Raw genomic sequence first — 22,640 nt, 5'->3', positions numbered from 1 at the left:
GGTCAAATGAACCTCACTCTCAACACCCGCTTTTGAGGCCCAATCACTAAAAGTATCTCGATCAGATTTGGACCAAAAACCAAAGTCAAAAATAACCGGAACGCCAAGCGAAGTAAGTTGTAGCGCAGAATCTTTGAATAACTCTTGAAGAGTAGCCAAACGACTGTCGAAGACTTCACGCTCCATATGTTCACCATATAAAGGGATCATCCACTCATCTATGGAGAAACGGAATGCTCCTTGTCTATCAGCAAGTATTTTGGAGTAGGTAGTTTTACCTGAGCCTATAAAGCCACATACGAAGTAAACTTTAGCCATAATTCCTTTCAAGCTTAATGGGCATCAACGTGCTCAATATAAACCGAGCCTACCAAGCGTTAAATCAGTTGTTATCGATACTGCGTGCCTCCCCTAGAAATCACCGACCTACCCTCCCATTTCGGTAGGTCAGCCCTCTGGTACACCTAAAACCTCCGTGTGTACCAAGATTTCAGCCCATTTTCGCTACCAAGGTGTACCATGATAAAAATCAGTCAGTTACCTTCTGTTTAGCTCTGATGTTGGCACCACTACCTCCCTTGGTACACCTCTAACCCATTGAAAATCCTCATGGTACACCTGCTACACAGAGGTATACCAAGGTGTAGCAACGTAACCTGTTGAAATTAAAGGTTGGTACACGTGGTACACATGGCACACCTCAAAAACAACGTATAGGGCTAGGATTTTGGAAAGGGAAAATGAAGGGGGGCGCGTTTCACGCCTCCCTTGGATGGGGTAACTGTTCGTGACGGCGGATGAGCTGGCGCGGATTTGGATAGAAATGGCTTAGAGTTGCTGCCCTAAGCCATGCAGCTCAAATAATCTGGACTTGGAAAAACAAAGGCTAATGTTCGTCCATTGGGGTAGTAACTATATTTTGAAACGATCGACTTCAAGTATCATATCAAGCTCAACGTCATTGGGGATACCAAAAGTACCCTCATCTAAGGCTTCAATGATTCTGCCAAATTCTTTCTCCGCTATTAAGGCGTTTCTTGAGGACAAGTTTTTCTTTGCACACTCTATATACCAGTCTACTACTTGGACTGGTACTCCATGCAATCTCAATTGACTAGCGAGGTAAGGCCATGCACCGCCATGTTGTGCATAAATTCGAGCTTTTACAGCTAAGGAAGCTAAACTTTCCAAGACAAATTTCCTATATTTGACCACTTATCAGATAGATATGAGCCTCATATTAAATTTTTCAATATTAAGGTGAGATAAAAATCACACCCAATCACATAAAGCCTAATTCTGAGGCGCCGTAAGCATCCCCGGGAATTTCTTGTTAGGTGCAGAGGTCAATATTTTATTCTTGAGGGAAATAGTAGTCTTCAATCTCTATGAACAGCCACTGACTCAGTAGACACGCGTTAGCCTTAAACTTTCGTCAGGCTTACTAGCGACTGTTTGGGCGATTTCGAGTTAAGGTACACCTAAAATCGCCATATGTACCAAGATTTCAGCCCATTTTCGCCACTAAGGTGTACCATGATAAATATCAATTAGTTACTTGCTAATTAACGCTAATCTTGGCGCCAACACCTCCCTTGGTACCCCCCTAACTCATTGAAAAACCTCATGGTACACCTGCTACACATAGGTGTACCAAGGTGTAGCAACGTAACCTGTTGAAATTAAAGGTTGGTACACGTGGTACACATGGTACACCTCAAAAACATCGTATAGGGCTAGGATTCAGGAAGAGGGAAAATCAAGGGGGTCGCGTTTCACGACTCCCTTGATTTGGACTGATTGGGTAGGGGGCGTTTCGCCCCCTAGCTAAACGGGATAACAGTTCGTTACGTCACGGACTCCGGCACCAAAAGTTGCCAGACCGATAGGCTCTCCAAAATATAATATTGTTGTTAGCAGCATTATCTCGGGTTTCATGAGGCGTCCTTCGGCTATATTTCTCTGTGTTCTGTTACTATTTATTCCCACACAATTTAACGCCACAGACCTATGCTCAATCCACAACTTTTCGAATTGCTCAAACAACTGGAGCTAAGGTACTCGGAGCCACCGAAATATAACCTTTTTAATGTACTCCGCTCTGCTCATGATGAGGTCCGCCTTCATTCACGGTTCCTTGCCGACCTCTTAAATCCTGAAGGCAGGCATCAGCATGGGAGGCGCTTTCTCGATCTTTTTTTATCTAACATTGAAGTCACACTCAGTGAAATACCTAAGGTTCTCCTTGAATATCGCAATATCGATATCCTCATTCGCGCAGGAGATATCGCGGTGGTGGTTGAAAATAAGATTTATGCGGACGATCAGCCGGAACAACTTCTCCGTTACCACGAAATTATGAAGGACGAAGGCGTTAAGACTATTCACCTTATCTACCTCACCCTTGACGGAAGGCAGCCAAGTGAGCAGAGCGCAGGCCATCTTATCGACCAAGTGAAATGCGTGAGTTATCGGCAGGATATTCATCACATCATAAATAAGGCTATATCACTGGCTGCTCGAGATGCTCCGCTTAGGGAGGCACTCATCCAGTACGAAACTCTCATCAACCTCCTCACAGACAGGACCGATAATATGGAACACATAGCCGAGGTTAAATCACTGCTGTTTAAGGATGACAACCTACTCTCCTTCCCTTCTCTTGAGCAGGCTTACAGGGAGATCAATATTGATAATCAGCTGGCCATGTGGGAGTTAATTGCAGACAGAATGAAGGGAGAATTCGGCCCTCTCACTGAAGATTCTCTCTCAGAACAGCGGAGGCAGGGTGAGAGGGTAGCGAGCTATGTCGACAGGAAAAACAACTCTCGTTATATCCGCCAAGCAGTAAGAGTAGAGAACGCGCCAGAATACACCCTATATATCGAACAGGACCATCATCTTTATTTCGGCATCAGGTTTGAAAAGGAAAGCGGGACTATAAACCGCTTATCAGACATAGACGTTCCATACCGAAAGGAGGGAAGTGAGGAAGAACTCCACATTTGGGACTACCCGAAAAAAATGATCAATTTCCGCAGCATTACCGCAGACGATATCTTGTACCTGAGTAAATCGGCTAACCGAGAAGCCATGGTTAACCAGATGATTGCGGAGCTCGTTAATATTAAGTCTCTGCTTGATAAAGCGCATGTAGTCAAATAATAAAGATGTCAGTCAAAGGGGTGGCCAAATCGTCCACCCTTTGCTTTGAGCTATCTAGTTTCAGATTCCAGTTCTACTGACCAGACACAGGCGACGCACTTTACAGGACTTTTGTACCAGTTCTGTTTGGTACTAAATGAGAGTTTCTTTATGGGGGTGACTCGGTAGCCGGGTAAGGTCTCTATATGTTTTTGACGGCCGTCATCTCCTGTTATTACAGATTCAAAGACATCAACCAATGCACAGAAAAGTCTTGTTGTCTGGGGACGCGAAATTCGACAGAGCTTTTTGACGTCACCTTCATATGCGGTGGTTGTGGCCCGTAGTTTAAACTCGATGGCCAATAACTCACCATTGGGGAGTTCGAAAGCAAGGTCAGTCGGACCTCCATTCCCATAATTCTTTTCCCGGCACCAAATGACTTCAGATGTGCCGAAGACAGATTCAGCCTCTCGAATGATGTTCTTTCCGCACTGATAGACAAAAGCCAGTTCAGGCATCCAGAAGATCCCCTCATTGGCGAGTTCTGACAGTTCTATATCTTCATCACGGGCGGTCTGGCAGATGATGTCTGCAATTTTTTCGATATTCATGAATGGATTTTCTTTGCGTGGCTTATATACAGGCTTTAACGCCGAACGTTAACGGGTGACAATGTGAGCTTGATGGTTCTCAATTCATCTATGACGCTTTTGTCTTTGTCTGCTGGCATAGGGAATTTGCCCACTTGGTTAACCGCTTTTTCTCCTGCAGAGCAAAGTAGCTCATCGCCGGATGAAGTTAGTTGAGTTATCTCACCTGTTTCACTTAGCTGGATAGATAGTAGGCATTCCTTTCCCATTCCATCATCTGGAAATATCAGTTCCGCTTGGATTAGCTCTTTGTACATTATTCCAAACTTCATTGCTTCGTCGTTTGGCTTCTTGCTCGAATTCACTGAACAGGCTGACAGTGCGGCCATGACAAATAGGGCAATTATCGTCTTCACTTGGATACCTCTTGGTTTGTGTGCCTCACCAATTTGAAGTGAGTTAGCCCAGTACTCTTGTAGATATGGTTATTTCTCCTCCACAGTGAGTCCAATATAAAAGCCTGTTGCTATTTTGTCTAAATACTTGTTATTTCATGCTTCATCAAAGGGTGAACGATTCGTTCACCCTTGTAATAAAGAAGGAGCCCTAAATCAGGGCCCCCTAAGACATACTTCTTATTAGCAAAGCTTCAGACAGCAGACACATTCCCAATACATCAAATATCGGAATAGGCATACAACTGGGCTGCAGATTTCTATTGGTGAGTGTGTAAAACAGGGAAGGATGTGAGTGAGGTCTGATTATGGTAAGAAAATGCCGGGGGTACACATAGGGGTACATATATTGAAAAAGGACCCACCTAAAATAGATGAATCCTTTTCCAAAACAGTATGTTAGATACTTAGTATCAGTTCATGCCGTATTTTTTCAGCTTCTTACGAAGCGTACCACGGTTGATGCCCATCATGGTTGCTGCGCGGGTTTGGTTACCACGGGTGTACTGCATGATGGTGTCCAGAAGCGGTTGTTCAACCTCTGCGAGTACAAGCTCATACAGATCATTGATTTCCTGGCCATTCAGCTGAGCAAGGTAGTTTTTCAGGGATGCTTTTACCGAGTCGCGTAGTGGCTTCTGGGTAATTTGATCTTGTGAAGTTACAGTGGTCACTGTCAGTGCTTCTGAAGTCAGGTTTTGTTCGAACATATTCTGTTAGCTCTTCTCGTATTTATGCAACGTTTTCGAAGTGATCTTGCAGCGCATCGAGTTGCTGTTGGGCGTCTTCGATAGCGTTGAAAGTCTGGCGAAAATCACCAAATTGCTCATGTTCTTTCAGGTACCAACTGACGTGTTTACGTGCAATTCGCAGCCCTTTGAGTTCACCATAAAATCGATGAAGCTCTTGAACATGACCCAATAAAATTTCTCTCACCTCTTCTACAGGTGGTGGAGCAAGCTCTTTACCCGTATCGAGATAGTGCTGAATCTCTTGAAAGATCCAGGGACGCCCTTGCGCAGGACGGCCTATCATCAATGCATCCGCACCCGTGTAATCGAGCACGTGGCGGGCTTTCTGAGGTGAATCTATATCCCCATTGGCAATCAGGGGAATGGATATCGCCTCTTTTACCGCTCTAATGCTGTCGTATTCTGCATCACCTTTATACATACAGGCGCGAGTCCGGCCGTGAAGGGCCAGTGCCTGTATGCCACACTGTTCGGCCATTTTTGCGATATCGACACAGTTTTTGTTTTCGGTATCCCAGCCTGTACGCGTTTTCAGCGTAACAGGCACATCCACTGCGTTGACCACGGCAGTCAGGATCTGCTCGACTAAATCTGGTCGGGTCAGCAAGGCTGAACCAGCCAGTTTTTTATTTACCTTTTTTGCCGGACAGCCCATGTTGATATCGACGATTTGCGCGCCGTTTTCAACACAGTAACGAGCGGCTTCTGCCATCATGGCTGGTTCAGCACCAGCAATCTGTACAGAGCGGATCCCTTTTTCATCAAGGTGAACCATTCGGTTCTTCGATTTGTCGGTATTCCACATCCTTGGATTGGATGACATCATTTCACTCACTGCCATTCCCGCACCAAAGCGCAGGCACAGATCCCTGAAAGGACGGTCAGTTACACCCGCCATAGGAGCAACAATCAATGAGTTTTTTAATGTGTAGTGTCCAATCTGCAAAGGAGCCACCTTCTAAACCAGCAAGGGCGCGCATTTTACGCATTTTTTAACGACCTGAAAAGGCCATTATTTGAGCGTTCCGCCTTGATTTTAGAAAAAATGATTTAATTCATACTTTTAGTGTAAAAATTGACCACAAAAGTGTGATTTATCCTCTATGTGCAGTGATTCGGCACCATTCTTCACGCTCGGTGATCTGATCTACCGTCATTGTGTCGCGGTAACAATCGGCGACAGACTCAGCCTGCGTATCTAATACGCCGGACATTGCCAGACGACCTTGGGGCGCGATCAGGCTTTTGATAACAGGTGCAAGCTCACGCAGTGGGCCGGCTAGTATGTTGGCAACAACGATATCGCCTTGAATGTTCTCCGGCTGATCTTGTGGCAGGAACAGTTCCAGACGGTCAGCAACATTATTGCGCTCGGCATTATCTTTTGATGCCTGTAAGGCTTGAGGGTCAATGTCGATACCGATGACTTTGTCTGCGCCAAGCTTGAGTGCTGCCAGCGATAAAATCCCTGAACCGCAGCCAAAATCAATCACGGTTTTCCCTTCCAGTGACTGGCTGTCCAGCCACTCAAGACATAACGCTGTGGTGGGGTGGGTTCCGGTACCAAACGCCAGACCGGGATCCAGCATCACGTTGACAGCATTTTCGTCAGGCACATCACACCAGCTTGGACAAATCCATAGGCGCTCACCAAAGCGCATAGGTTTAAAATTGTCCATCCATGCACGTTCCCAATCTTTATCTTCCAATTGCTCAATTTTGTAAGCAAAGTCATCATCGAGAAGTGGGCTGGCTTTGAGAATACCCATCACACTGTCCATGTCTGCTTCAGCGTCATACAGCGCGAGAATATCAGTGTCACCCCAAAGACGGGTCTCACCCGGTAATGGCTCGAAAACTGGCGTGTCTTTAGCGTCAAGGAAGGTGACTGAGAGTGCATCCGCCTCTTCCATCAACATGTCGCCGATTGCTTCTGCATTGGTTTCCGTCGCATTCAGTTTGATTTGAATCCAGGGCATGATTTATTCCGCTTTGTTTGCTTGGCATTTCTTTGTAAGGGGGCGGAGTCTAGCATAAATTTTAGGCACCCCGAATAAGATTGTTGTCCTTTGGTTGAGGCGCAAGTGCAGTCAGCGGCCGCTTTCAGTGTGAAAAACTGGTGGGATGCAATAAAAAAGCAGTGCTCGGCACTGCTTTTGCGGGGGTAGGTATGGTTAGGTATGTGCCCGATCTAGTCTGTGCTGATACAGACTGACAGCGATAAACGCGAATAAGCTAAGCGACAGCGAGGGGACGATGGCATGTACGCCACCCAGATCCGGTTTGACGACAGTGAACCAGATATAGCTGCCAGCACCAGTAACCATTGACGCCAATGCACCTTCTGCGGTGGCTTTTCTCCAGTAAAGACCGAGGACAAGCGGCCAAAGAAAAACAGCCTGCATGCCGCCAAAAGCGACCAGATTTAGCCAGATGATCATCTCTGGCGGGTTTACGGCAGCAATGAACACCAATACAGAGAATATTCCGGTAACCCACAGTGACAGGCGAGGGAGTTTCTTTTCTACTCGGGCCCGGTTACTGCTATCGGGATGGATGTAATTAAGATAAAGATCTTTCAGTAAAGTGGCTGACGCCTGAATGAGCTGTGAATCAATAGTCGACATAATGGCAGCCATAGGACCCGCCAAAAATATCCCCGCCACAGCTGGCGGTAGAACGGTGATCATCAGAGTGGGCATTATTTTGTCTGGGCTGCTGATATCAGGCACCACAACCCGCCCCAACGCGCCCGCAAGATGCATCCCCAGCATCAGAAACGCCATCATTGCTGTGCCAATCACCATACCCCGGTGAAGAGACTGGCTGGATTTATACGATATGCAGCGCACAGCAGCATGGGGCAAACCAATCACACCAAAACAGACCAATACCCAAAAGCTCAGGATAAAAGGCTGACTGATAAATCCATCAGGACCCTGTGGAGTGATCAGGGCTGGATCAATGTCGTGTAAGCCCCGGATCATGTCGCTTAATCCCCCGCCTGCGTGGATCAGCCCTGTTAACAGGGCGAGGGTGCCTATGATCATCATGATCCCCTGTAGGGTGTCTGTCATCACCACTGCTCTAAACCCGCCTATGGTGGTATATAGCCCGACAGTGATGGCAAAAAGTGCCAGTCCCTGCTGATAACTGAGTCCGGTTACGGCCTCAAGCAGGCGAGCACCGCCAACAAACTGGACCACCATGGTGCCAAAGAAGGCCAGTAGTAAAGCGAGAGACGCGATGATCACTACAGTTCTGCTCTGATAACGTGCATACAGCATATCGTTGAGGGTCAGCGCGCCATGGCGACGCGCTTCAATGGCAAATTTTTTACCCAGCACACCAAGCGTGAGCCAGGCTGCGGGCAGTTGAATCATTGCCAGCAGTACCCAGCCAAGCCCCATTTTATACGCAGCGCCCGGCCCGCCGATAAAGGAGCTGGCGCTGGCGTATGTCGCTGCGAGAGTCATGGCGAGGACAAACCCTCCCATGCTTCGGCCACCCAGCAGGTATTCGTTGAGAAAGCCTTGTTGGGAATCAGCCCTGCGGCGGCTGAAAAAGGCCAGCCCAAATACGGCGGCCAGATAAAGAAGAAGAGGGATTAGGAGTTCAATGTTCATGTGAGTCACTTGACGCTGAGGTGTCGACATCGAGTGGCATGTCTTTGAAGACAACCTTGACCATCAGGGCGCAGAGTACAGTAAATAGGCATGGCCCAATCACGCAGGCCAGCAGGAACCAAAGGGGGAGACCAAAATAGAGGGTAGGTTCTGTCTCTGTGCCTGCTGATGGCAGACCATATGCGGAAATATACCACCAGACAAAGTAGGCCAGTGCCAGCCCAATCGACCAGCGAGCCTCTTTATGTGCCTGCCGATAACGTGAACGAAGCGTGTTCATAACAATATTCCACTTGTCGCTTTGATGTCGCCATTTCTGGCGCTTTTCAGTGTAGAGGTTAAAAAGGGGCGCTATTGTGACAAAACTGAATATGTAGACACAAGGATGTATTTTAGTAGGCAGGTAAATTAAAAAAGGCCGCGATTGCGGCCCTTCTTTTTAAAAACGGGGTTACTGTAAGCCCAGTTTTTTCTCCAGATAGTGGATGTTCGCCCCACCATGCTGGAAGTTTTCATCTTTCATGATGTCCAGTTGCAACGGAATGTTGGTTTTGATGCCATCAATGATGATCTCACCCAGCGCGTTGCGCATGCGGGCAATTGCTACATCGCGGTTTTCACCGTAGCAAATCAGCTTACCAATCATGGAGTCGTAATGAGGCGGCACTGTATAGCCTGAGTATACGTGTGACTCCCAGCGAACACCCATACCACCCGGAGAGTGGAATCTGTCTATCTTACCCGGACTTGGCAAGAAGCGTTCTGGATCTTCGGCGTTGATACGGCACTCAACCGCATGGCCGCGGATCTGAATATCATCCTGCGTGAATGAAAGAGGCTGACCCGCTGCGATGCGCAGTTGCTCTTTGATCAGATCAATACCGGTCACCATTTCTGTCACTGGGTGCTCAACCTGAATACGGGTATTCATTTCAATGAAATAGAACTCGCCATTTTCATACAGGAACTCGAATGTACCTGCACCGCGGTAACCAATTTCAAGGCACGCTCGGCAGCAACGCTCACCGATGTATTTACGCATTTCTGCAGTGATACCCGGTGCCGGCGCTTCTTCAACAACTTTCTGGTGACGACGCTGCATTGAACAATCACGCTCGCCAAGGTGAATCGCACCACCCTGACCGTCAGCCAGTACCTGAACCTCAATGTGACGTGGATTTTCAAGGAATTTCTCCATGTAAACCATGTCATTGTTGAAGGCTGCTTTTGCTTCAGCACGGGTCATAGCAATGGCTTCTGTCAGTTCGCCCTCAGAGCGAACAACACGCATACCACGGCCACCACCACCACCAGAGGCTTTAATGATAACGGGATAACCGATGCGTTTAGCAAACGCTTTGTTTCTGCTTTCGTCATCATCCAGCGGGCCATCAGAGCCCGGTACGCAAGGCACACCGGCTTTTTTCATCGCATTGATTGCAGACACTTTGTCACCCATGATGCGGATAGTTTCCGCTTTTGGGCCAACAAAGATAAAGCCAGATTGTTCAACCTGCTCAGCGAAATCAGCGTTTTCTGATAAGAAACCATAGCCCGGGTGGATAGCCACGGCACCTGTTACCTCAGCCGCACTGATGATGCGTGGGATATTCAGGTAGCTTTGTGGGCCTGGAGCCGGACCGATGCAGACTGTCTCATCGGCCAGTAATACATGTTTGAGGTCTCGGTCTGCGGTTGAGTGGACCGCAACCGTCTTGATACCCAACTCTTTACATGCGCGCAGAATCCGAAGTGCTATTTCCCCCCGGTTCGCAATCACAATTTTGTCTAACATGGGCGCCCTCGGTTAGTCGATGATGATCAGAGGTTCATCAAATTCAACGGCCTGGCCGTCTTCACACAGGATAGCTTTCACTGTACCTGATTTATCAGCCTGAATCTGGTTCATCATTTTCATTGCTTCAACGATGCACAGGGTATCGCCTTCGTTAACCTGCTGGCCAATTTCAACAAATGCTTTTGCTTCAGGGCTAGGTGAGCGGTAGAACGTACCTACCATCGGCGACAGTACTTTGTGGCCAGATTCTTCTACCACTGGAGCGGGTGCTGCTTCAGCCACAGGTGCTGGTGCCGCCGCTGCAGGCGCTGCAACTGGAGCAGCTACAGCAGCCATAGGCGCTGCAGCGACCGCTACAGGTGCTGTTGCACGGCTAATGCGTACTGATTCTTCGCCCTCAGAAATTTCCAGTTCGGCAATGCCAGATTCTTCAACCAGTTCAATAAGCTTCTTGATCTTACGAATATCCATGGTGTCATTCTCTTTTAATTTGTTTTCATTTGGCGTCTGATTTCAGCGTTTTCGCTGCCGCCATGAGTGCAAATTCATACCCGTCGGCACCAAGGCCGCAAATTACACCTTCAGCCTTGTCAGAGAAGAAGGAGTGGTGACGGAATGGCTCACGGGCATGAACGTTAGACAGGTGAACCTCGATAAAGGGAATACTCACGCCAAGCAGCGCGTCTCTTAATGCAACACTGGTGTGAGTAAAAGCAGCCGGGTTGATGATAATAAAATCCGTACTGTCCATCGCCTGATGAATGGTATCTATCAGCGTGGATTCGGAATTTGACTGCACATGATCGAGGGTGAGGCCGAGATGTTGGGCCTGTTGAGTCAGGTCCGCAACAATTTGGGTAAGAGTGCGCTGGCCATAATGACCGGGTTCCCGAACACCCAGTAGATTCAGGTTAGGACCATTAACGAGCAAAACACGATGATTTTTCGCCATAATATCTGGTTTTATCCTTTAATTTTCACGAAATGATTCTAAATTACGTGATTTTCCATTTGGGATTAAACACCCCGGCCTTTGCGATACTTTTTATTGCTTAGCTGGCAATTATAGTGAAATCACAACAAATGGCAGCAAAATACTGGTCTAATCTCTATATTTTTTCTCATCTTTGCAATTGAGGGGGCATAAACATAGAGTCCAGAATGCTTAAAAAGGTCAAAAATAAAATCCAGTTTGTTAGTGTTTTGTAAGCTAAACCACATATTATGGCGGCATTTAGCCTGAGACAAGCGGATTAAAAAGGCCGCGAAAGCGGCCTTTGGTGGATAGAGGTAGAGTTCAGGAAGTGGGGTTAGCTCAGGTTCGCTTTTTCAGCGATGAGCTTATCAACCACACCGGGATCTGCCAGCGTTGATGTATCACCGAGGCTACCTGTGTCACCAGTTGCTATCTTGCGCAGGATACGACGCATAATTTTACCCGAGCGGGTTTTTGGCAGTGCGTCGGTCCAGTGAATGAAGTCAGGGGTTGCGATTGGGCCTATTTCTTTGCGCACCCAAGCTTTCACTTCTTTGTGCAGCTCAGCACTTGGCACCTCTCCGGCATTCAGCGTAATGTAAGCATAAATGGCCTGACCTTTAATATCATGAGGCACACCGACAATCGCCGCTTCAGCAATTTTGTCGAAAGCAACCAGAGCTGACTCTATTTCTGCCGTTCCCATGCGGTGACCTGACACATTCAAGACATCATCCACACGACCTGTGATCCAGTAGTAACCATCTTCATCACGACGGGCACCATCACCGGTAAAGTACATGTTTTTGAAGGTGGAGAAGTAAGTCTGTTCGAAACGCTCATGGTCTCCATAGACAGTTCGCATCTGGCCCGGCCATGAATCCAGCATAACCAGATTGCCCTCGGCAGCACCTTCAACAATGTTACCCATGTTATCGACCAATGCGGGTTGGACACCAAAGAAAGGACGGGTTGCTGAACCTGCTTTCAGTTGAGTTGCCCCCGGTAGCGGCGTGATCAAAATGCCACCAGTCTCAGTTTGCCACCAGGTATCGACGATAGGGCAGCGGCCGTCACCAATGGTGTTGTAATACCATTCCCATGCCTCTGGGTTAATTGGTTCACCAACCGATCCCATGATGCGCAGTGAGTCGCGTTTGGTGCCTTCTATTGCTTCGTTACCTTTTGCCATAAGAGCGCGGATAGCGGTAGGGGCAGTGTAAAGAATGTTTACCTGATGCTTATCTACCACTTCACTCATGCGGGCTGTTGTCGGGTAGTTAGGCACGCCTTCAAAAACAATGGTTTTTGCGCCATTGGAGAGAGGTCCGTAAACAAGGTAGCTATGACCCGTGATCCAACCCACATCAGCAGTACACCAGAAAACTTCGTCTTCCTGATAGTCAAAGACGTACTTGAAGGTCATGGTCGCGTAAACCAGATAGCCACCTGTGGTGTGAAGAACACCTTTTGGTGTGCCTGTTGAACCAGAAGTGTAAAGAATGAAAAGAGGGTCTTCTGCGCTCATTGGCTCCGGATCGCAGTGAACTGATGCGTTTTCAGTGACATCGTGCCACCAGACATCACGACTGTCATTCCAGCCAACATCTGCGCCAGTGCGGCGGTAAACAATAACTTTTTCGATACTTTTAACCGCAGGGTTGTCCAGTGCCGCATCAACGTTGCCTTTTAGCGGTACAGCACGTCCGCCGCGAACACCTTCATCGGCAGTGATCACGACCTTGGCATTGGAATCAACAATTCGTCCGGCCAGTGCTTCTGGAGAGAAACCACCGAAGACCACGGTGTGAACGGCTCCGACTCGGGTACAAGCCAACATGGCAACGGCAGCCTCAAGCACCATTGGCATGTAAAGACAAACCACATCACCTTTTTTCACACCTTGCGCTTTGAGTGCATTGGAGAAACGGCAGACTTCAGCATGTAGCTCGTTATATGTCAGTGTGGCATCATCTTCTGGGTTATCGCCTTCCCAAATAAGAGCAGCCTGATCACCGCGGGTAGCAAGGTGGCGGTCGATACAGTTGGCAGAGACATTAAGTTTGCCGTCTTCAAACCATTTGATGCTGACATTGCCCGGCGCGTAACTGGTGCTCTTTACTTTGCTAAATGGTTCAATCCAGTCAACGATATGCCCATGCTCCGCCCAGAAGCCTTCTGGGTTGGTAACTGACTGCTCGTACATCTCGAGATATCTGTCGTTGTTCGCGTGCGCGTTGGCTTCAATCTCGGGCATAACCGGGTGCAGGTGGATCTCACTCATCTTTTTCTCCTTGTGGTCCTGCATGATGTGTGACACATCGATTCGGGTAAACCAGCAATCTAATTGTAGGAAATGGAAACGCTGGTTCAATCTATCTAAGTTCCAACATGTGCGAACAGGCGGCAATTAGACTTTAGGATGAGGTAACGGACTACCCGCACAGTTCGAGCCTATGACATTGCAATTATTCGGCTTTTGTCCCGTTTCTTTGGTTTTGGATTGATTTTTGTTAACAAACTGGCAACCGAATTTTTGGTGAAAATGAGATACGGTAAAGATGAGTCTGATGAGACCAAACTGGCAGTTAGGTGCCATTTCAGGACAGACAAGCAGTCCGTCTGGCGAATTGATAAAAACGACGGGCAATTTATCTGCGAGCTGCCACACTTTTCTCAATGATCATCAATGGTGGATGTGGGTTTTGATTCGTCCTTCCCCGGCCGTTTGGCTGTCGCTTTATTTCTGTGGCTTTTATTTTGTTTTCGGCATTTATGTGCCTTTTTGGGCTGTGTGGATGGACTGGCTCGGGCTGTCAGCAGATGACATTGGCCTTATCATTGGTATTGGCGTAGCGACGCGGTGTGTGGTGAACCTGATGATACTGCCAAAGTTTCATCAAAAAGCGATGTTATTGCCATTGCTGAGAGTGTTGTCGGTCGGCAGTATGATTTTCGGTATTCTCCATCTTTTTGCCGGATCGGGATGGCTGGGGCTGCTGCTGTTGTCGATAGCCATTAATGCTACCTTGGGTCCTTCTTTTCCGGTGAGTGATACCATTGCCAGCCACTATGGCCGCCAAAGGCTACTTGATTACGGTAAAGTCAGGTTGTTTGGTTCTGCTGCATTTATTGCTGGTACCACAGCAGCAGGCGTTTTCGCTGAACATCTCGGCGTCAAAGTGATCGTACCTATGGCTGTCTGCGCATTGGCGATAACAGCTTGCTGGGTTTTTATTTCTCCCTCACGGCTTCTGGGTGACGACGACAAAGATAGCTGTGAACGAGCGGGTATCCGCACCATACTCTCTGATCCTGATGTGCTCCGACTGACCCTGATTTTATCGCTGATCCATGGCAGTCATGCCACCTACTACTCATTCAGTGCTATTCACTGGGGAAATGCGGGGTTCAGTGAGTCGACGGTCAGCTACCTTTGGAGTATTGGCGTGGGGGTGGAGATCGTTATTTTTGCCCTCAGTCAGCGACTTTTCCGACACTGGACAGTTACATCACTACTGCGTTTTGCCACCGCAGTGGTGATTGCTCGCTGGCTGATCACGGGTCTGTCCGTTGATATGGGGTGGTTACTCGCAGCACAGGCGATGCACGGCGTCACTTTTGGTGTTTCCCATCTTGCTGCCATGCGCTTTATCAGGCTGCAGGCTTCAGAGAAAATTCTCGCATTGCAGGCACTCTACAGTGCCGTTCCTCTCGGGGCTGCGCTGGCGGTACTCATTATGTTGAGTGGCCCGCTCTATACTGCATTTGCAGGTCAGGCTTTCCTTTTCATGGCTGGCTTGGGGACGTTAGCGGGATTGCTTCTTTTTGTCCGTATCCGTGAGCCCTCAGCGCACCTTTCAGGCAAGAGAGAAAGTGACTAACAGAGCCGCGTCACGTTGAGAACGGAAAAGCGACAGGTGAGATTGAGCTAATGACAGGAGTCATGGTAAACATTCGCAATAACCTATTGTCAGGAAAGAAGTTATGTTACAGGGATGGATGGTCGTTCTGGTTTCCTTGTTATATCTGGGTGTGCTGTTTGCCATTGCCTGGTATGGCGACCGTCGGCCAGATTGGTTATCGGGGTGGCGGCCGTGGATCTACAGTCTATCCATTGCGGTTTATTGTACTTCGTGGACCTTTTTTGGCACTGTCGGGCAGGCCTCAAGTGAGCCTTGGTCTTTCCTGCCTATTTATCTCGCACCGATTATCGTTTTCACGTTTTGCTGGCGCTTTCTTGCCCGCATCATACTGATCTCCAAACGAGAAAATATCACCTCGATTGCCGATTTTATCGCGGCCCGTTACGGCAAGTCTCAAGGGCTTGCTGTGGTGATCACCCTGATTGCGGTGATTGGGATCCTGCCCTATATCGCGTTGCAGTTGCGCGGTATTATTATGGGGCTGGGTGTGATTGCACCCGAGATATCCATCGGTCTTGAGCAACACAAGGTGGCTTGGCTGGTGTGTGTCTCACTGGCCATTTTTACCGTTCTTTTTGGCAGTCGCCATATTGACTCCACTGAGCACCATCGTGGCCTGATGATGGCGATTGCCTTCGAGTCAATTGTGAAACTTTTGGCTTTTTTGCTGGTGGGTTTTTTTGTGGTCGATTTGCTTCTGAGCGTGGATATCAATCTGCCTTCGGTCACAGAGACCACGGTTGTCGGCGAGCCGCAATGGGCCAGTCTGATCGTCCATACCATACTGACCATGGCTGCTATTTTCTGCCTGCCGCGCCAGTTTCACACCATGGTGGTGGAAAATACCCATACCGATGATCTGCATACCGCCCGTAGGGTATTTCCTATTTACCTTCTGCTGATGGGCTTTTTTGTCTTGCCTATTGCCTATGCGGGTCAGGTATTACTGCCCGGAGAGCTGGCTGATACTTACGTTCTGCGTTTGCCTCAGTCAACAGGAAGCGACTGGATTGCTTTGGCTGCATTTCTTGGCGGCGTGTCAGCAGCCAGTGGAATGGTCATTGTCTCAACCACTGCGCTTTCTACTATGGTGTCTAACGACCTTGTCTTGCCGCTGCTTTTGCGTCGGATGCGGGTGTCAGACCGCAGCTTTATTCAGCTGTCAGACCTGCTGTTAAACGTCAGGCGAGGGCTGATCATTCTCCTTCTTATCGGTGCATGGGGCTTCTATCAGCTGATTCTCGAGGTGCCCTCGTTGTCGGCAATTGGCTTTCTGTCATTTTCTGCGATAGCCCAGTTTGCACCGCCGCTGGTGGCGGGTATTTACTGGCGACAAGCCAATAAGAAAGGCGTTTATGCCGGATTGCTGGCGGGCTTCGTCATATGGTTAATGACCTTGATGGTACAGACCGGAATGTTGGCAGGCAGCCCGGAAACCAATGCCGTTCTCTGGTTGCTATCGCCACCAGATGTTTTTCTGCTCCGGGATCTCAGCATGGCTGACTGGGGAATGGTTCTCAGTGTAATGCTCAATGCAGTCTGTCTGATTCTGGTATCAGCGGTTAGCCGCCCCTCTCTGGCTGAGCGCCTTCAGGTAAGCAGCTTTGTGGGTAATCAGGTGCCGGAAGATGACGATAGCAGTTTGTACTACAGCCGGGTCACGATAGGTGAGCTGGAATTGTTGGCATCCCGTTTTGTCGGTCGGAAGCGGATGCGAAATAGTCTGGAGTTGTACGCTCGCCAGCGTGGGGAGATCCTTAATACCAATGCACAGGCGAGCACAGGACTCATTCGTCATACCGAAAGGGTGTTGGCAGGGGTGTTTGGTACCTCATCTGCGAAGCTGGTGCTGTCTTCTGCGCTTCAGGGGCGAAACATGCAACTGGAGGAGATCGCAACCATTGTCGATGAAGCGTCCGAACTGTTCGACTTCAACCGAGGGTTACTTCAGGGTGCCATTGAGCATATCAGTCAAGGGATCTCGGTGGTCGACAGGCAGTTGAGGCTGGTGGCGTGGAACCAGAGATACATAGAGCTGTTCCGTTTCCCCCGTGATTTTATTCAGGTTGGCCGTCCTATTGCGGATGTCATCCGGTTCAATGCGGAACGGGGGCTTTGCGGGCCGGGTGATATTGACCAACATGTCAGAAAAAGAGTGGCTTTTCTGAAAAGAGGCTCGCGACATACCTCGTCGCGTGTCCATCAAGACGGCAAGGTGATTGAGGTGCAGGGCAATCCTATGCCAAGCGGCGGGTTTGTGATGAGTTTTACCGATATCACTGTGTTCAGAAATGCCGAGAGCGCCCTCAAACAATCAAATGAAGATTTGGAAGCTCGGGTAACGGAGCGAACGCAGGAGCTTGAATCTCTGAATACTCAGTTGGTGAGTGCGACCCTTGAAGCAGAAAAAGCCTCTCACTCCAAAAGTCAGCTTCTGGCCGCAGTGAGTCATGATTTGATGCAGCCCCTTAATGCGGCGCGGTTGTTTGCAGCCTCACTCAAGGAAGTGGCTGGGGATAGCGAAGTCACCCGAATTTCGGGCCATATTCACAGCGCACTGGGAGCGGCAGAGGATTTGATCAGTGATTTGCTCGACATTTCACGTCTCGAATCGGGTAAGGTCAAAACCCGGATATCTGAATTTGCTCTTGACGATGTTTTTGCCACACTTGATGCTGAATTTGGTGTGATTGCTGATGAACAGGGGATCAGTTTCCGGGTTAGAAGAACCGGACTCATGGTTCGCTCTGATCGACGTTTACTGCGCCGGGTCCTGCAAAACTTTCTGACGAATGCTTTCCGTTATAACCCTAAAGGACAGGTTTTACTGGGAGCCAGAAGGTTGAACGGCCATTGCCGGATCGAAGTCTGGGATAATGGTCCCGGTATACCACCTGAACGGCAGCGGGACATTTTTAATGAATTTACCCGCATAGATCACGAAGGTGCGGATATTGGTCTTGGTCTGGGGCTGGCTATTGCAAAAGGTATTAGTCTGATTCTGGATCATCCACTGGATCTTCGATCTTGGCAGGGTAAGGGAACGGTTTTCTCCATAACGGCACCACGAATTCTGGCCCTGAGCGAATTGGATACAACATCTACCAAGGTTCGCAGCAACGATACAGATAGCGCCCCCTTGGCAGGTGTTAGAGTGCTGTGTGTCGATAACGAGAAGGATATTCTGGCGGGAATGGAGAGCTTGTTATCACGTTGGCAGTGTGACATCAGAATAGCGAGAGGATTGACGGATGTTGAGAAACTGCTGGTCACTGATTGGAAACCTCAGGTGGTACTGAGCGATTTTCACCTAAGTGATACAATGACAGGTCTGGATGTGTTGCATATATGCAGGAGCAAATTGGGCGAGACCTTTGTTGGTGCAGTGGTAACGGCCGATAAAAGCCCGGAAACCCGACAGTTGATCACGGCGGAGGGATTCAGCCAGATCGCAAAGCCAGTTAAACCGCTTAAATTGCGGGCGATTATTCAACGAGGAGTGAACTGAATGGAGCCGTTTGTTATTCCGCGCCTTGATTCTGAATACGGTGTAATGAGAGTCGCAGGCCACTGGGACCCTATCGAGAACGAGATGGAACTGACCGAACTCGACCAAATGGGGACCGATGGATGGTCTGATGTCAGTTTCTGGATGACTGAGCAGGAATTTGAGCACCATATAGAGGTGATCAAATTGGCGGTCAGGGAACACCTGACCACTTAGTTTTGATGCTCAGCAAGGGCCGCCGTCATCGCAAGGTGTCGCTTGGGCCCTTAGTTACTGATTCTGCTGTTCGGTAAAAAATGTTTTGTATTCAACAAAAGTCGTTGGAGACTCGCCGTAATATAACGTTCCCTTTGCCTTCACGACCAGCCTCAATACGGTTTCCGGGGTTTTGGGTGCGGGCAAATCAACAATCCACTCAAGTCCTGACTTATCATTCATTTCCATATTAATGGGGGTTGCATCCTCAGCCTCACCAAGTGATATTTTTGCCCCCTCAAGAGCATGAGCTGATGTCATTTTTATTACCAATGCCGTTTCAGATAACAGCTCAGAACGTAGCTTGAGTTTAAAGTCACCATTTTCAAGGGCACAGACACCGCTGGTATAACGGCAGTTTGAGCGAGCAGCCAGCCGGTATGTTTTGCCCTCTTCTGCGACCTGAGGTTTCTCACTGAGGGTCAAATCAATAGCAAAATAGGCAATAAGTGCGAGGATAGGGGCGATGATTAGCGCCAGTACGACGTGTTTGTTTGTAAACATAGAAATGACTCAGGGCTGTCCGTTGCAATGATTAAAGCCTAACTCAGGTGATTGATAAAAAAAGCCCCCGGAGGGGCTTTTTCGTCGTAACGTGAGTCGGTTCAAGACCAGATGTTAGTGAGACGATGCCTCGTTTGCGCCTGCAGGCACACGGACATGTTCAACCAAATCTTTCACTTCCTGTGGTGTTTCAGCTGTCATACTGGATACGGCGAAGGCGACAGCAAAGTTAAACAGTGCACCGATAGCGCCAAAGGCATTAGGTTCAATACCAAGGAACCAGTTGCTGCCCCAGCTTTCCAGATACTTCCAGTCAGCAACAAAAAGGATGCCTTTATGCTGGAACACATAGAACAGTGTGATACTGATACCGGCAATCATCCCGGCTATTGCGCCCTCCTTGTTAATTCCCTTGCTGAAGATACCCATCATCAACGCTGGGAAAATAGAGGAGGCAGCCAGCCCGAAGGCCAATGCCACGGTTCCGGCCGCAAAACCCGGCGGGTTGAGGCCAAGATAGCCGGCAACGCCGATGGCGACCACCATAGATAGTCGGCTTGCCATCAGCTCACCTTTCTCTGATATGGAAGGATTGATCACACCTTTGATCAGGTCATGTGAGACTGCGACGAGATGGCAAGTAGCAGACCAGCCGCTGTCGACAGAGCAGCAGCAAGACCACCGGCTGCCACAAGTGCTATCACCCAGTTCGGCAGGCTGGCAATTTCAGGATTTGCCAATACCATGATGTCACGGTCAACTTTCAGCTCATTAGTCTCTTTACTTGGTGTGTACTGAACGCGCCCATCACCATTTTTGTCGTTGAAACCAAGAAGCCCTGTTTTTTCCCAGTTTTTAAACCAGTCAGGACGTTCATCATAGGCCATATGTTGCCCTTGAGCAGGGTTCACTGTGTCCATGAGGTTAAGACGTGCCATCGCCGCGACGGCAGGTGCCGTTGTGTAAAGAATGGCGATAAAAAATAATGCCCAGCCAGCTGACGTTCTGGCGTCACGCACTTTTGGTACGGTGAAGAAACGGATGATAACGTGTGGCAGGCCAGCCGTACCTATCATGAGCGACATGGTGTAGACAAACATATTAAGGGTATCGCCACGCACTGCCGTGGTGTACTCAGTAAATCCAATTTCTGTCACCACTTGGTCAAGCCTATCCAGCAAGTACTGATCGGTGCCGACCATGGTGCTGCCAAGCCCAAGTTGTGGAAATGGGTTTCCTGTCAATTGCAGAGAAATAAACACTGCCGGGATGGTATAAGCGAGAATAAGCACACAGTACTGTGCTATCTGGGTATAGGTGATCCCTTTCATACCGCCCAATACCGCATAGATAAACACAATCCCCATGCCGATATACAAGCCAGTGGCGTAGTCGACCTCAAGGAAACGGCCAAATGCTACCCCTACGCCTTTCATCTGACCGATAACATAGGTCACTGAGGCGATGATTAAGCAGGCAACGGCAACAACCCGTGCTGTGTTGGAGTAAAAGCGTTCTCCCACAAACTCTGGAACGGTGAATTTGCCAAATTTGCGAAGATAGGGTGCTAAAAGGAGCGCAAGCAGCACATATCCACCGGTCCATCCCATGAGAAATACCGAGCCACCGTAGCCCATAAAGGCTATCAGTCCCGCCATTGATATGAACGATGCAGCGGACATCCAGTCTGCAGCTGTCGCCATACCGTTGGCAATAGGGTTAACACCGCCGCCAGCGACATAAAACTCTTTGGTTGTGCCAGCCCGGGCCCATATCGCGATACCTATATAGAGTGCGAAGGTTGCACCGACTACAAGGTAGGTAATTGTTTTCAGATCCATCTTTAATCCACCTTGCTGTGATTATTCATCGTCATCTACGCCAAATTCTTTGTCCAGCTTCCGCATTTCACGGGCATAAACAAAAATGATGGCGAGGAAGACGTAAATTGATCCCTGCTGGGCAAACCAGAAACCCAGTTTGTAGCCACCAATCTGAATATTATTCAGAACGTCGACAAACAGGATTCCACAGCCGAAAGAAACGACGAACCATATGGCTAGTAAGACGCCCATCAGCCTGACGTTTCTTTCCCAGTAGGCTTTTGAATCTTCTTTGCTTTCAAATGCCATGTTACTTCTCCTTGTCTCATTATCAGACTTTGACACACTGACCTTATCAGTTGAGCAAGGTAACGACATTGCAACTTTAGTCTATGGCGATTGTGACTTAATACATTGACATAAAAGGATATTAGTAGATATTTCTAATGTTAAATTAGTGTTAACGTTAGCCGAAGGTCTAATGACAAAGAGAACGAATTAACGAATTCTGCACGATGCAGGAAAGGAATAGTGGTGTTTGGCTAACGAGAATAGTCAGGTATTGAGGTCAATTTGTTGTAGCAGAATAACGGCCTGAGTACGGTTTTTGACACCCAGTTTTCGAAAAATGGCCGTCATGTGCGCTTTTATGGTGGCTTCTGAGACATCCAGTTCAAACGCGATTTGCTTATTTAGCAAGCCCTCAGCCAGCATATGCAGCACTTTATATTGCTGGGGAGTCAGCGACGCTATCTTGTCATGAAGGCTATCTGTTTCCTCAAAATCGTCGACGCCGTCAGGGAAACAGGGGTCACCTCCCAGCACTTTATTGAGAGAGTGCATTAGCTCTCGCATATCACTGGATTTTGGAATAAATCCAAACGCACCGTGAGATTTGACCTGGCGAATGACACTGGGCTCCTCACTCGCAGAAATCACCACAATGGGAAGGTCAGGGTATTGATTGCGGAGCTGAATAAGGCCGAGCATACCGTCTGCTCCGGGCATTTTCAGGTCGAGCAGAAGCAAGTCAATATCGGGGTCTTTATCCAACAAAGCGATCAGGCTTGCAAGACTGTCAGCCTCGTGAAGAATGGCACCACTGATAGCCATATGCACAGATTGAAAAAGTGCATTTCTGAATAATGGGTGGTCATCGGCAATGACTATCGTGTATTGGGCGTCCATGTCAGAGTATTACTGTCCTTTTTATTGTTACGCTAGCACTGGTATGGGAGAGGATCAATTTTTTGCATGAGGAAGTAAGAGATGGATCGGGG

General features: G+C 48.5%; 20 protein-coding genes and 1 pseudogene. 4 read left to right on the top strand and 17 right to left on the bottom strand.

Features of this window, described 5'->3' with window-relative positions; genetic code table 11:
- On the bottom strand, nucleotides 1-318 hold a 318-nt coding region (locus tag A8L45_RS19315), incomplete at its 3' end, for a P-loop nucleotide/nucleoside kinase family protein (RefSeq protein ID WP_068904998.1).
- A 594-nt stretch (nucleotides 319-912) separates the two neighbouring features.
- Nucleotides 913-1,191 carry a hypothetical protein gene (locus A8L45_RS19310; RefSeq protein ID WP_068904997.1) on the bottom strand — a complete coding sequence of 93 codons (279 nt, stop codon included), beginning with the start codon at nucleotides 1,189-1,191 and terminating at the stop codon, nucleotides 913-915.
- 819 nt (nucleotides 1,192-2,010) lie between these two features.
- On the opposite strand from A8L45_RS19310, the gene A8L45_RS19305 reads away from it, so the two are divergent.
- Entirely contained in the window at nucleotides 2,011-3,165 is a 1,155-nt protein-coding gene (locus A8L45_RS19305) for a PDDEXK-like family protein (protein ID WP_068904996.1), read from the top strand.
- A 50-nt stretch (nucleotides 3,166-3,215) separates the two neighbouring features.
- Here A8L45_RS19305 and A8L45_RS19300 read toward each other — a convergent pair whose 3' ends face one another.
- The 11 genes from A8L45_RS19300 to acs form a co-directional block, all read right to left on the bottom strand.
- Nucleotides 3,216-3,758: a hypothetical protein gene (locus A8L45_RS19300; RefSeq protein ID WP_068904995.1), complete on the bottom strand. Its 543-nt coding sequence runs from the start codon at nucleotides 3,756-3,758 to the stop codon at nucleotides 3,216-3,218.
- Nucleotides 3,759-3,793: 35 nt separating this feature from the next.
- Nucleotides 3,794-4,153, bottom strand: coding sequence for a cell envelope integrity TolA family protein (locus A8L45_RS19295; protein ID WP_068904994.1), 360 nt, complete (start codon nucleotides 4,151-4,153; stop codon nucleotides 3,794-3,796).
- Between the two features lie 452 nt (nucleotides 4,154-4,605).
- Nucleotides 4,606-4,902, bottom strand: a complete 297-nt coding sequence (gene fis, locus A8L45_RS19290) for a DNA-binding transcriptional regulator Fis (protein WP_068904993.1) — start codon at nucleotides 4,900-4,902, stop codon at nucleotides 4,606-4,608.
- A 22-nt stretch (nucleotides 4,903-4,924) separates the two neighbouring features.
- A complete protein-coding gene (gene dusB / locus A8L45_RS19285) occupies nucleotides 4,925-5,890 on the bottom strand; it encodes a tRNA dihydrouridine synthase DusB (RefSeq protein ID WP_068904992.1) in 966 nt (321 codons plus the stop codon).
- Nucleotides 5,891-6,038: 148 nt separating this feature from the next.
- The gene (gene prmA / locus A8L45_RS19280; protein WP_068904991.1) at nucleotides 6,039-6,923 is read right to left on the bottom strand and encodes a 50S ribosomal protein L11 methyltransferase; all 885 of its coding nucleotides are present in this window, start codon (nucleotides 6,921-6,923) and stop codon (nucleotides 6,039-6,041) included.
- A 195-nt stretch (nucleotides 6,924-7,118) separates the two neighbouring features.
- Entirely contained in the window at nucleotides 7,119-8,570 is a 1,452-nt protein-coding gene (panF, locus tag A8L45_RS19275; RefSeq protein WP_068904990.1) for a sodium/pantothenate symporter, read from the bottom strand.
- A complete protein-coding gene (locus tag A8L45_RS19270; RefSeq protein ID WP_068904989.1) occupies nucleotides 8,560-8,850 on the bottom strand; it encodes a YhdT family protein in 291 nt (96 codons plus the stop codon). Before A8L45_RS19270 ends, panF begins: the two co-directional genes overlap by 11 nt.
- Nucleotides 8,851-9,021: 171 nt before the next feature.
- Complete coding sequence (gene accC / locus A8L45_RS19265) at nucleotides 9,022-10,365, bottom strand: acetyl-CoA carboxylase biotin carboxylase subunit (protein WP_068904988.1); 1,344 nt, start codon at nucleotides 10,363-10,365, stop codon at nucleotides 9,022-9,024.
- 12 nt (nucleotides 10,366-10,377) lie between these two features.
- A complete protein-coding gene (gene accB, locus A8L45_RS19260; RefSeq protein ID WP_068904987.1) occupies nucleotides 10,378-10,839 on the bottom strand; it encodes an acetyl-CoA carboxylase biotin carboxyl carrier protein in 462 nt (153 codons plus the stop codon).
- Nucleotides 10,840-10,864: 25 nt separating this feature from the next.
- The gene (gene aroQ / locus A8L45_RS19255; RefSeq protein WP_068904986.1) at nucleotides 10,865-11,320 is read right to left on the bottom strand and encodes a type II 3-dehydroquinate dehydratase; all 456 of its coding nucleotides are present in this window, start codon (nucleotides 11,318-11,320) and stop codon (nucleotides 10,865-10,867) included.
- 358 nt (nucleotides 11,321-11,678) lie between these two features.
- Nucleotides 11,679-13,628, bottom strand: a complete 1,950-nt coding sequence (acs, locus tag A8L45_RS19250) for an acetate--CoA ligase (RefSeq protein WP_068904985.1) — start codon at nucleotides 13,626-13,628, stop codon at nucleotides 11,679-11,681.
- A gap of 277 nt (nucleotides 13,629-13,905) precedes the next feature.
- On the opposite strand from acs, the gene A8L45_RS19245 reads away from it, so the two are divergent.
- From A8L45_RS19245 to A8L45_RS19235, 3 genes are all read left to right on the top strand, one after another.
- Nucleotides 13,906-15,228: a 3-phenylpropionate MFS transporter gene (locus A8L45_RS19245; protein WP_245680773.1), complete on the top strand. Its 1,323-nt coding sequence runs from the start codon at nucleotides 13,906-13,908 to the stop codon at nucleotides 15,226-15,228.
- A 103-nt stretch (nucleotides 15,229-15,331) separates the two neighbouring features.
- On the top strand, nucleotides 15,332-18,778 hold the full coding sequence (locus tag A8L45_RS19240; protein ID WP_068904984.1) for a hybrid sensor histidine kinase/response regulator: 3,447 nt from the start codon (nucleotides 15,332-15,334) through the stop codon (nucleotides 18,776-18,778).
- Nucleotides 18,779-18,994 (top strand): hypothetical protein, encoded by a 216-nt coding sequence (locus A8L45_RS19235; protein WP_068904983.1) that lies wholly within the window; start codon nucleotides 18,779-18,781, stop codon nucleotides 18,992-18,994.
- A gap of 54 nt (nucleotides 18,995-19,048) precedes the next feature.
- Here A8L45_RS19235 and A8L45_RS19230 read toward each other — a convergent pair whose 3' ends face one another.
- The 4 genes and pseudogenes from A8L45_RS19230 to A8L45_RS19215 form a co-directional block, all read right to left on the bottom strand.
- The gene (locus A8L45_RS19230; RefSeq protein WP_068904982.1) at nucleotides 19,049-19,537 is read right to left on the bottom strand and encodes a hypothetical protein; all 489 of its coding nucleotides are present in this window, start codon (nucleotides 19,535-19,537) and stop codon (nucleotides 19,049-19,051) included.
- A 114-nt stretch (nucleotides 19,538-19,651) separates the two neighbouring features.
- A pseudogene (locus A8L45_RS19225) lies at nucleotides 19,652-21,378 on the bottom strand (sodium:solute symporter family protein).
- Between the two features lie 21 nt (nucleotides 21,379-21,399).
- Nucleotides 21,400-21,669, bottom strand: a complete 270-nt coding sequence (locus A8L45_RS19220; RefSeq protein WP_068904981.1) for a DUF4212 domain-containing protein — start codon at nucleotides 21,667-21,669, stop codon at nucleotides 21,400-21,402.
- Nucleotides 21,670-21,915: 246 nt separating this feature from the next.
- Nucleotides 21,916-22,548, bottom strand: coding sequence for a response regulator transcription factor (locus A8L45_RS19215; RefSeq protein WP_068904980.1), 633 nt, complete (start codon nucleotides 22,546-22,548; stop codon nucleotides 21,916-21,918).
- Between the last annotated feature and the right edge of the window lie 92 nt (nucleotides 22,549-22,640).

The sequence above is a fragment of the Veronia pacifica genome (genome assembly GCF_001707825.1).
Classification (GTDB): Bacteria; Pseudomonadota; Gammaproteobacteria; order Enterobacterales; family Vibrionaceae; genus Veronia; species Veronia pacifica.
Note: the sequence above shows the minus strand (reverse complement) of the source record. Positions and strands in the feature narration are given on the sequence as shown.

Excerpts from the sequence above, each read along its gene's own strand:
- A8L45_RS19305 (WP_068904996.1), top strand. The coding sequence starts at position 2,011 with ATGCTCAATCCACAACTTTTCGAATTGCTCAAACAACTGGAGCTAAGG.
- A8L45_RS19300 (WP_068904995.1), bottom strand. The coding sequence starts at position 3,758 with ATGAATATCGAAAAAATTGCAGACATCATCTGCCAGACCGCCCGTGAT.
- fis (WP_068904993.1), bottom strand. The coding sequence starts at position 4,902 with ATGTTCGAACAAAACCTGACTTCAGAAGCACTGACAGTGACCACTGTA.
- prmA (WP_068904991.1), bottom strand. The coding sequence starts at position 6,923 with ATGCCCTGGATTCAAATCAAACTGAATGCGACGGAAACCAATGCAGAA.
- panF (WP_068904990.1), bottom strand. The coding sequence starts at position 8,570 with ATGAACATTGAACTCCTAATCCCTCTTCTTCTTTATCTGGCCGCCGTA.
- A8L45_RS19270 (WP_068904989.1), bottom strand. The coding sequence starts at position 8,850 with ATGAACACGCTTCGTTCACGTTATCGGCAGGCACATAAAGAGGCTCGC.
- accC (WP_068904988.1), bottom strand. The coding sequence starts at position 10,365 with ATGTTAGACAAAATTGTGATTGCGAACCGGGGGGAAATAGCACTTCGG.
- accB (WP_068904987.1), bottom strand. The coding sequence starts at position 10,839 with ATGGATATTCGTAAGATCAAGAAGCTTATTGAACTGGTTGAAGAATCT.
- aroQ (WP_068904986.1), bottom strand. The coding sequence starts at position 11,320 with ATGGCGAAAAATCATCGTGTTTTGCTCGTTAATGGTCCTAACCTGAAT.
- acs (WP_068904985.1), bottom strand. The coding sequence starts at position 13,628 with ATGAGTGAGATCCACCTGCACCCGGTTATGCCCGAGATTGAAGCCAAC.
- A8L45_RS19245 (WP_245680773.1), top strand. The coding sequence starts at position 13,906 with ATGAGTCTGATGAGACCAAACTGGCAGTTAGGTGCCATTTCAGGACAG.
- A8L45_RS19240 (WP_068904984.1), top strand. The coding sequence starts at position 15,332 with ATGTTACAGGGATGGATGGTCGTTCTGGTTTCCTTGTTATATCTGGGT.
- A8L45_RS19235 (WP_068904983.1), top strand. The coding sequence starts at position 18,779 with ATGGAGCCGTTTGTTATTCCGCGCCTTGATTCTGAATACGGTGTAATG.
- A8L45_RS19230 (WP_068904982.1), bottom strand. The coding sequence starts at position 19,537 with ATGTTTACAAACAAACACGTCGTACTGGCGCTAATCATCGCCCCTATC.
- A8L45_RS19220 (WP_068904981.1), bottom strand. The coding sequence starts at position 21,669 with ATGGCATTTGAAAGCAAAGAAGATTCAAAAGCCTACTGGGAAAGAAAC.
- A8L45_RS19215 (WP_068904980.1), bottom strand. The coding sequence starts at position 22,548 with ATGGACGCCCAATACACGATAGTCATTGCCGATGACCACCCATTATTC.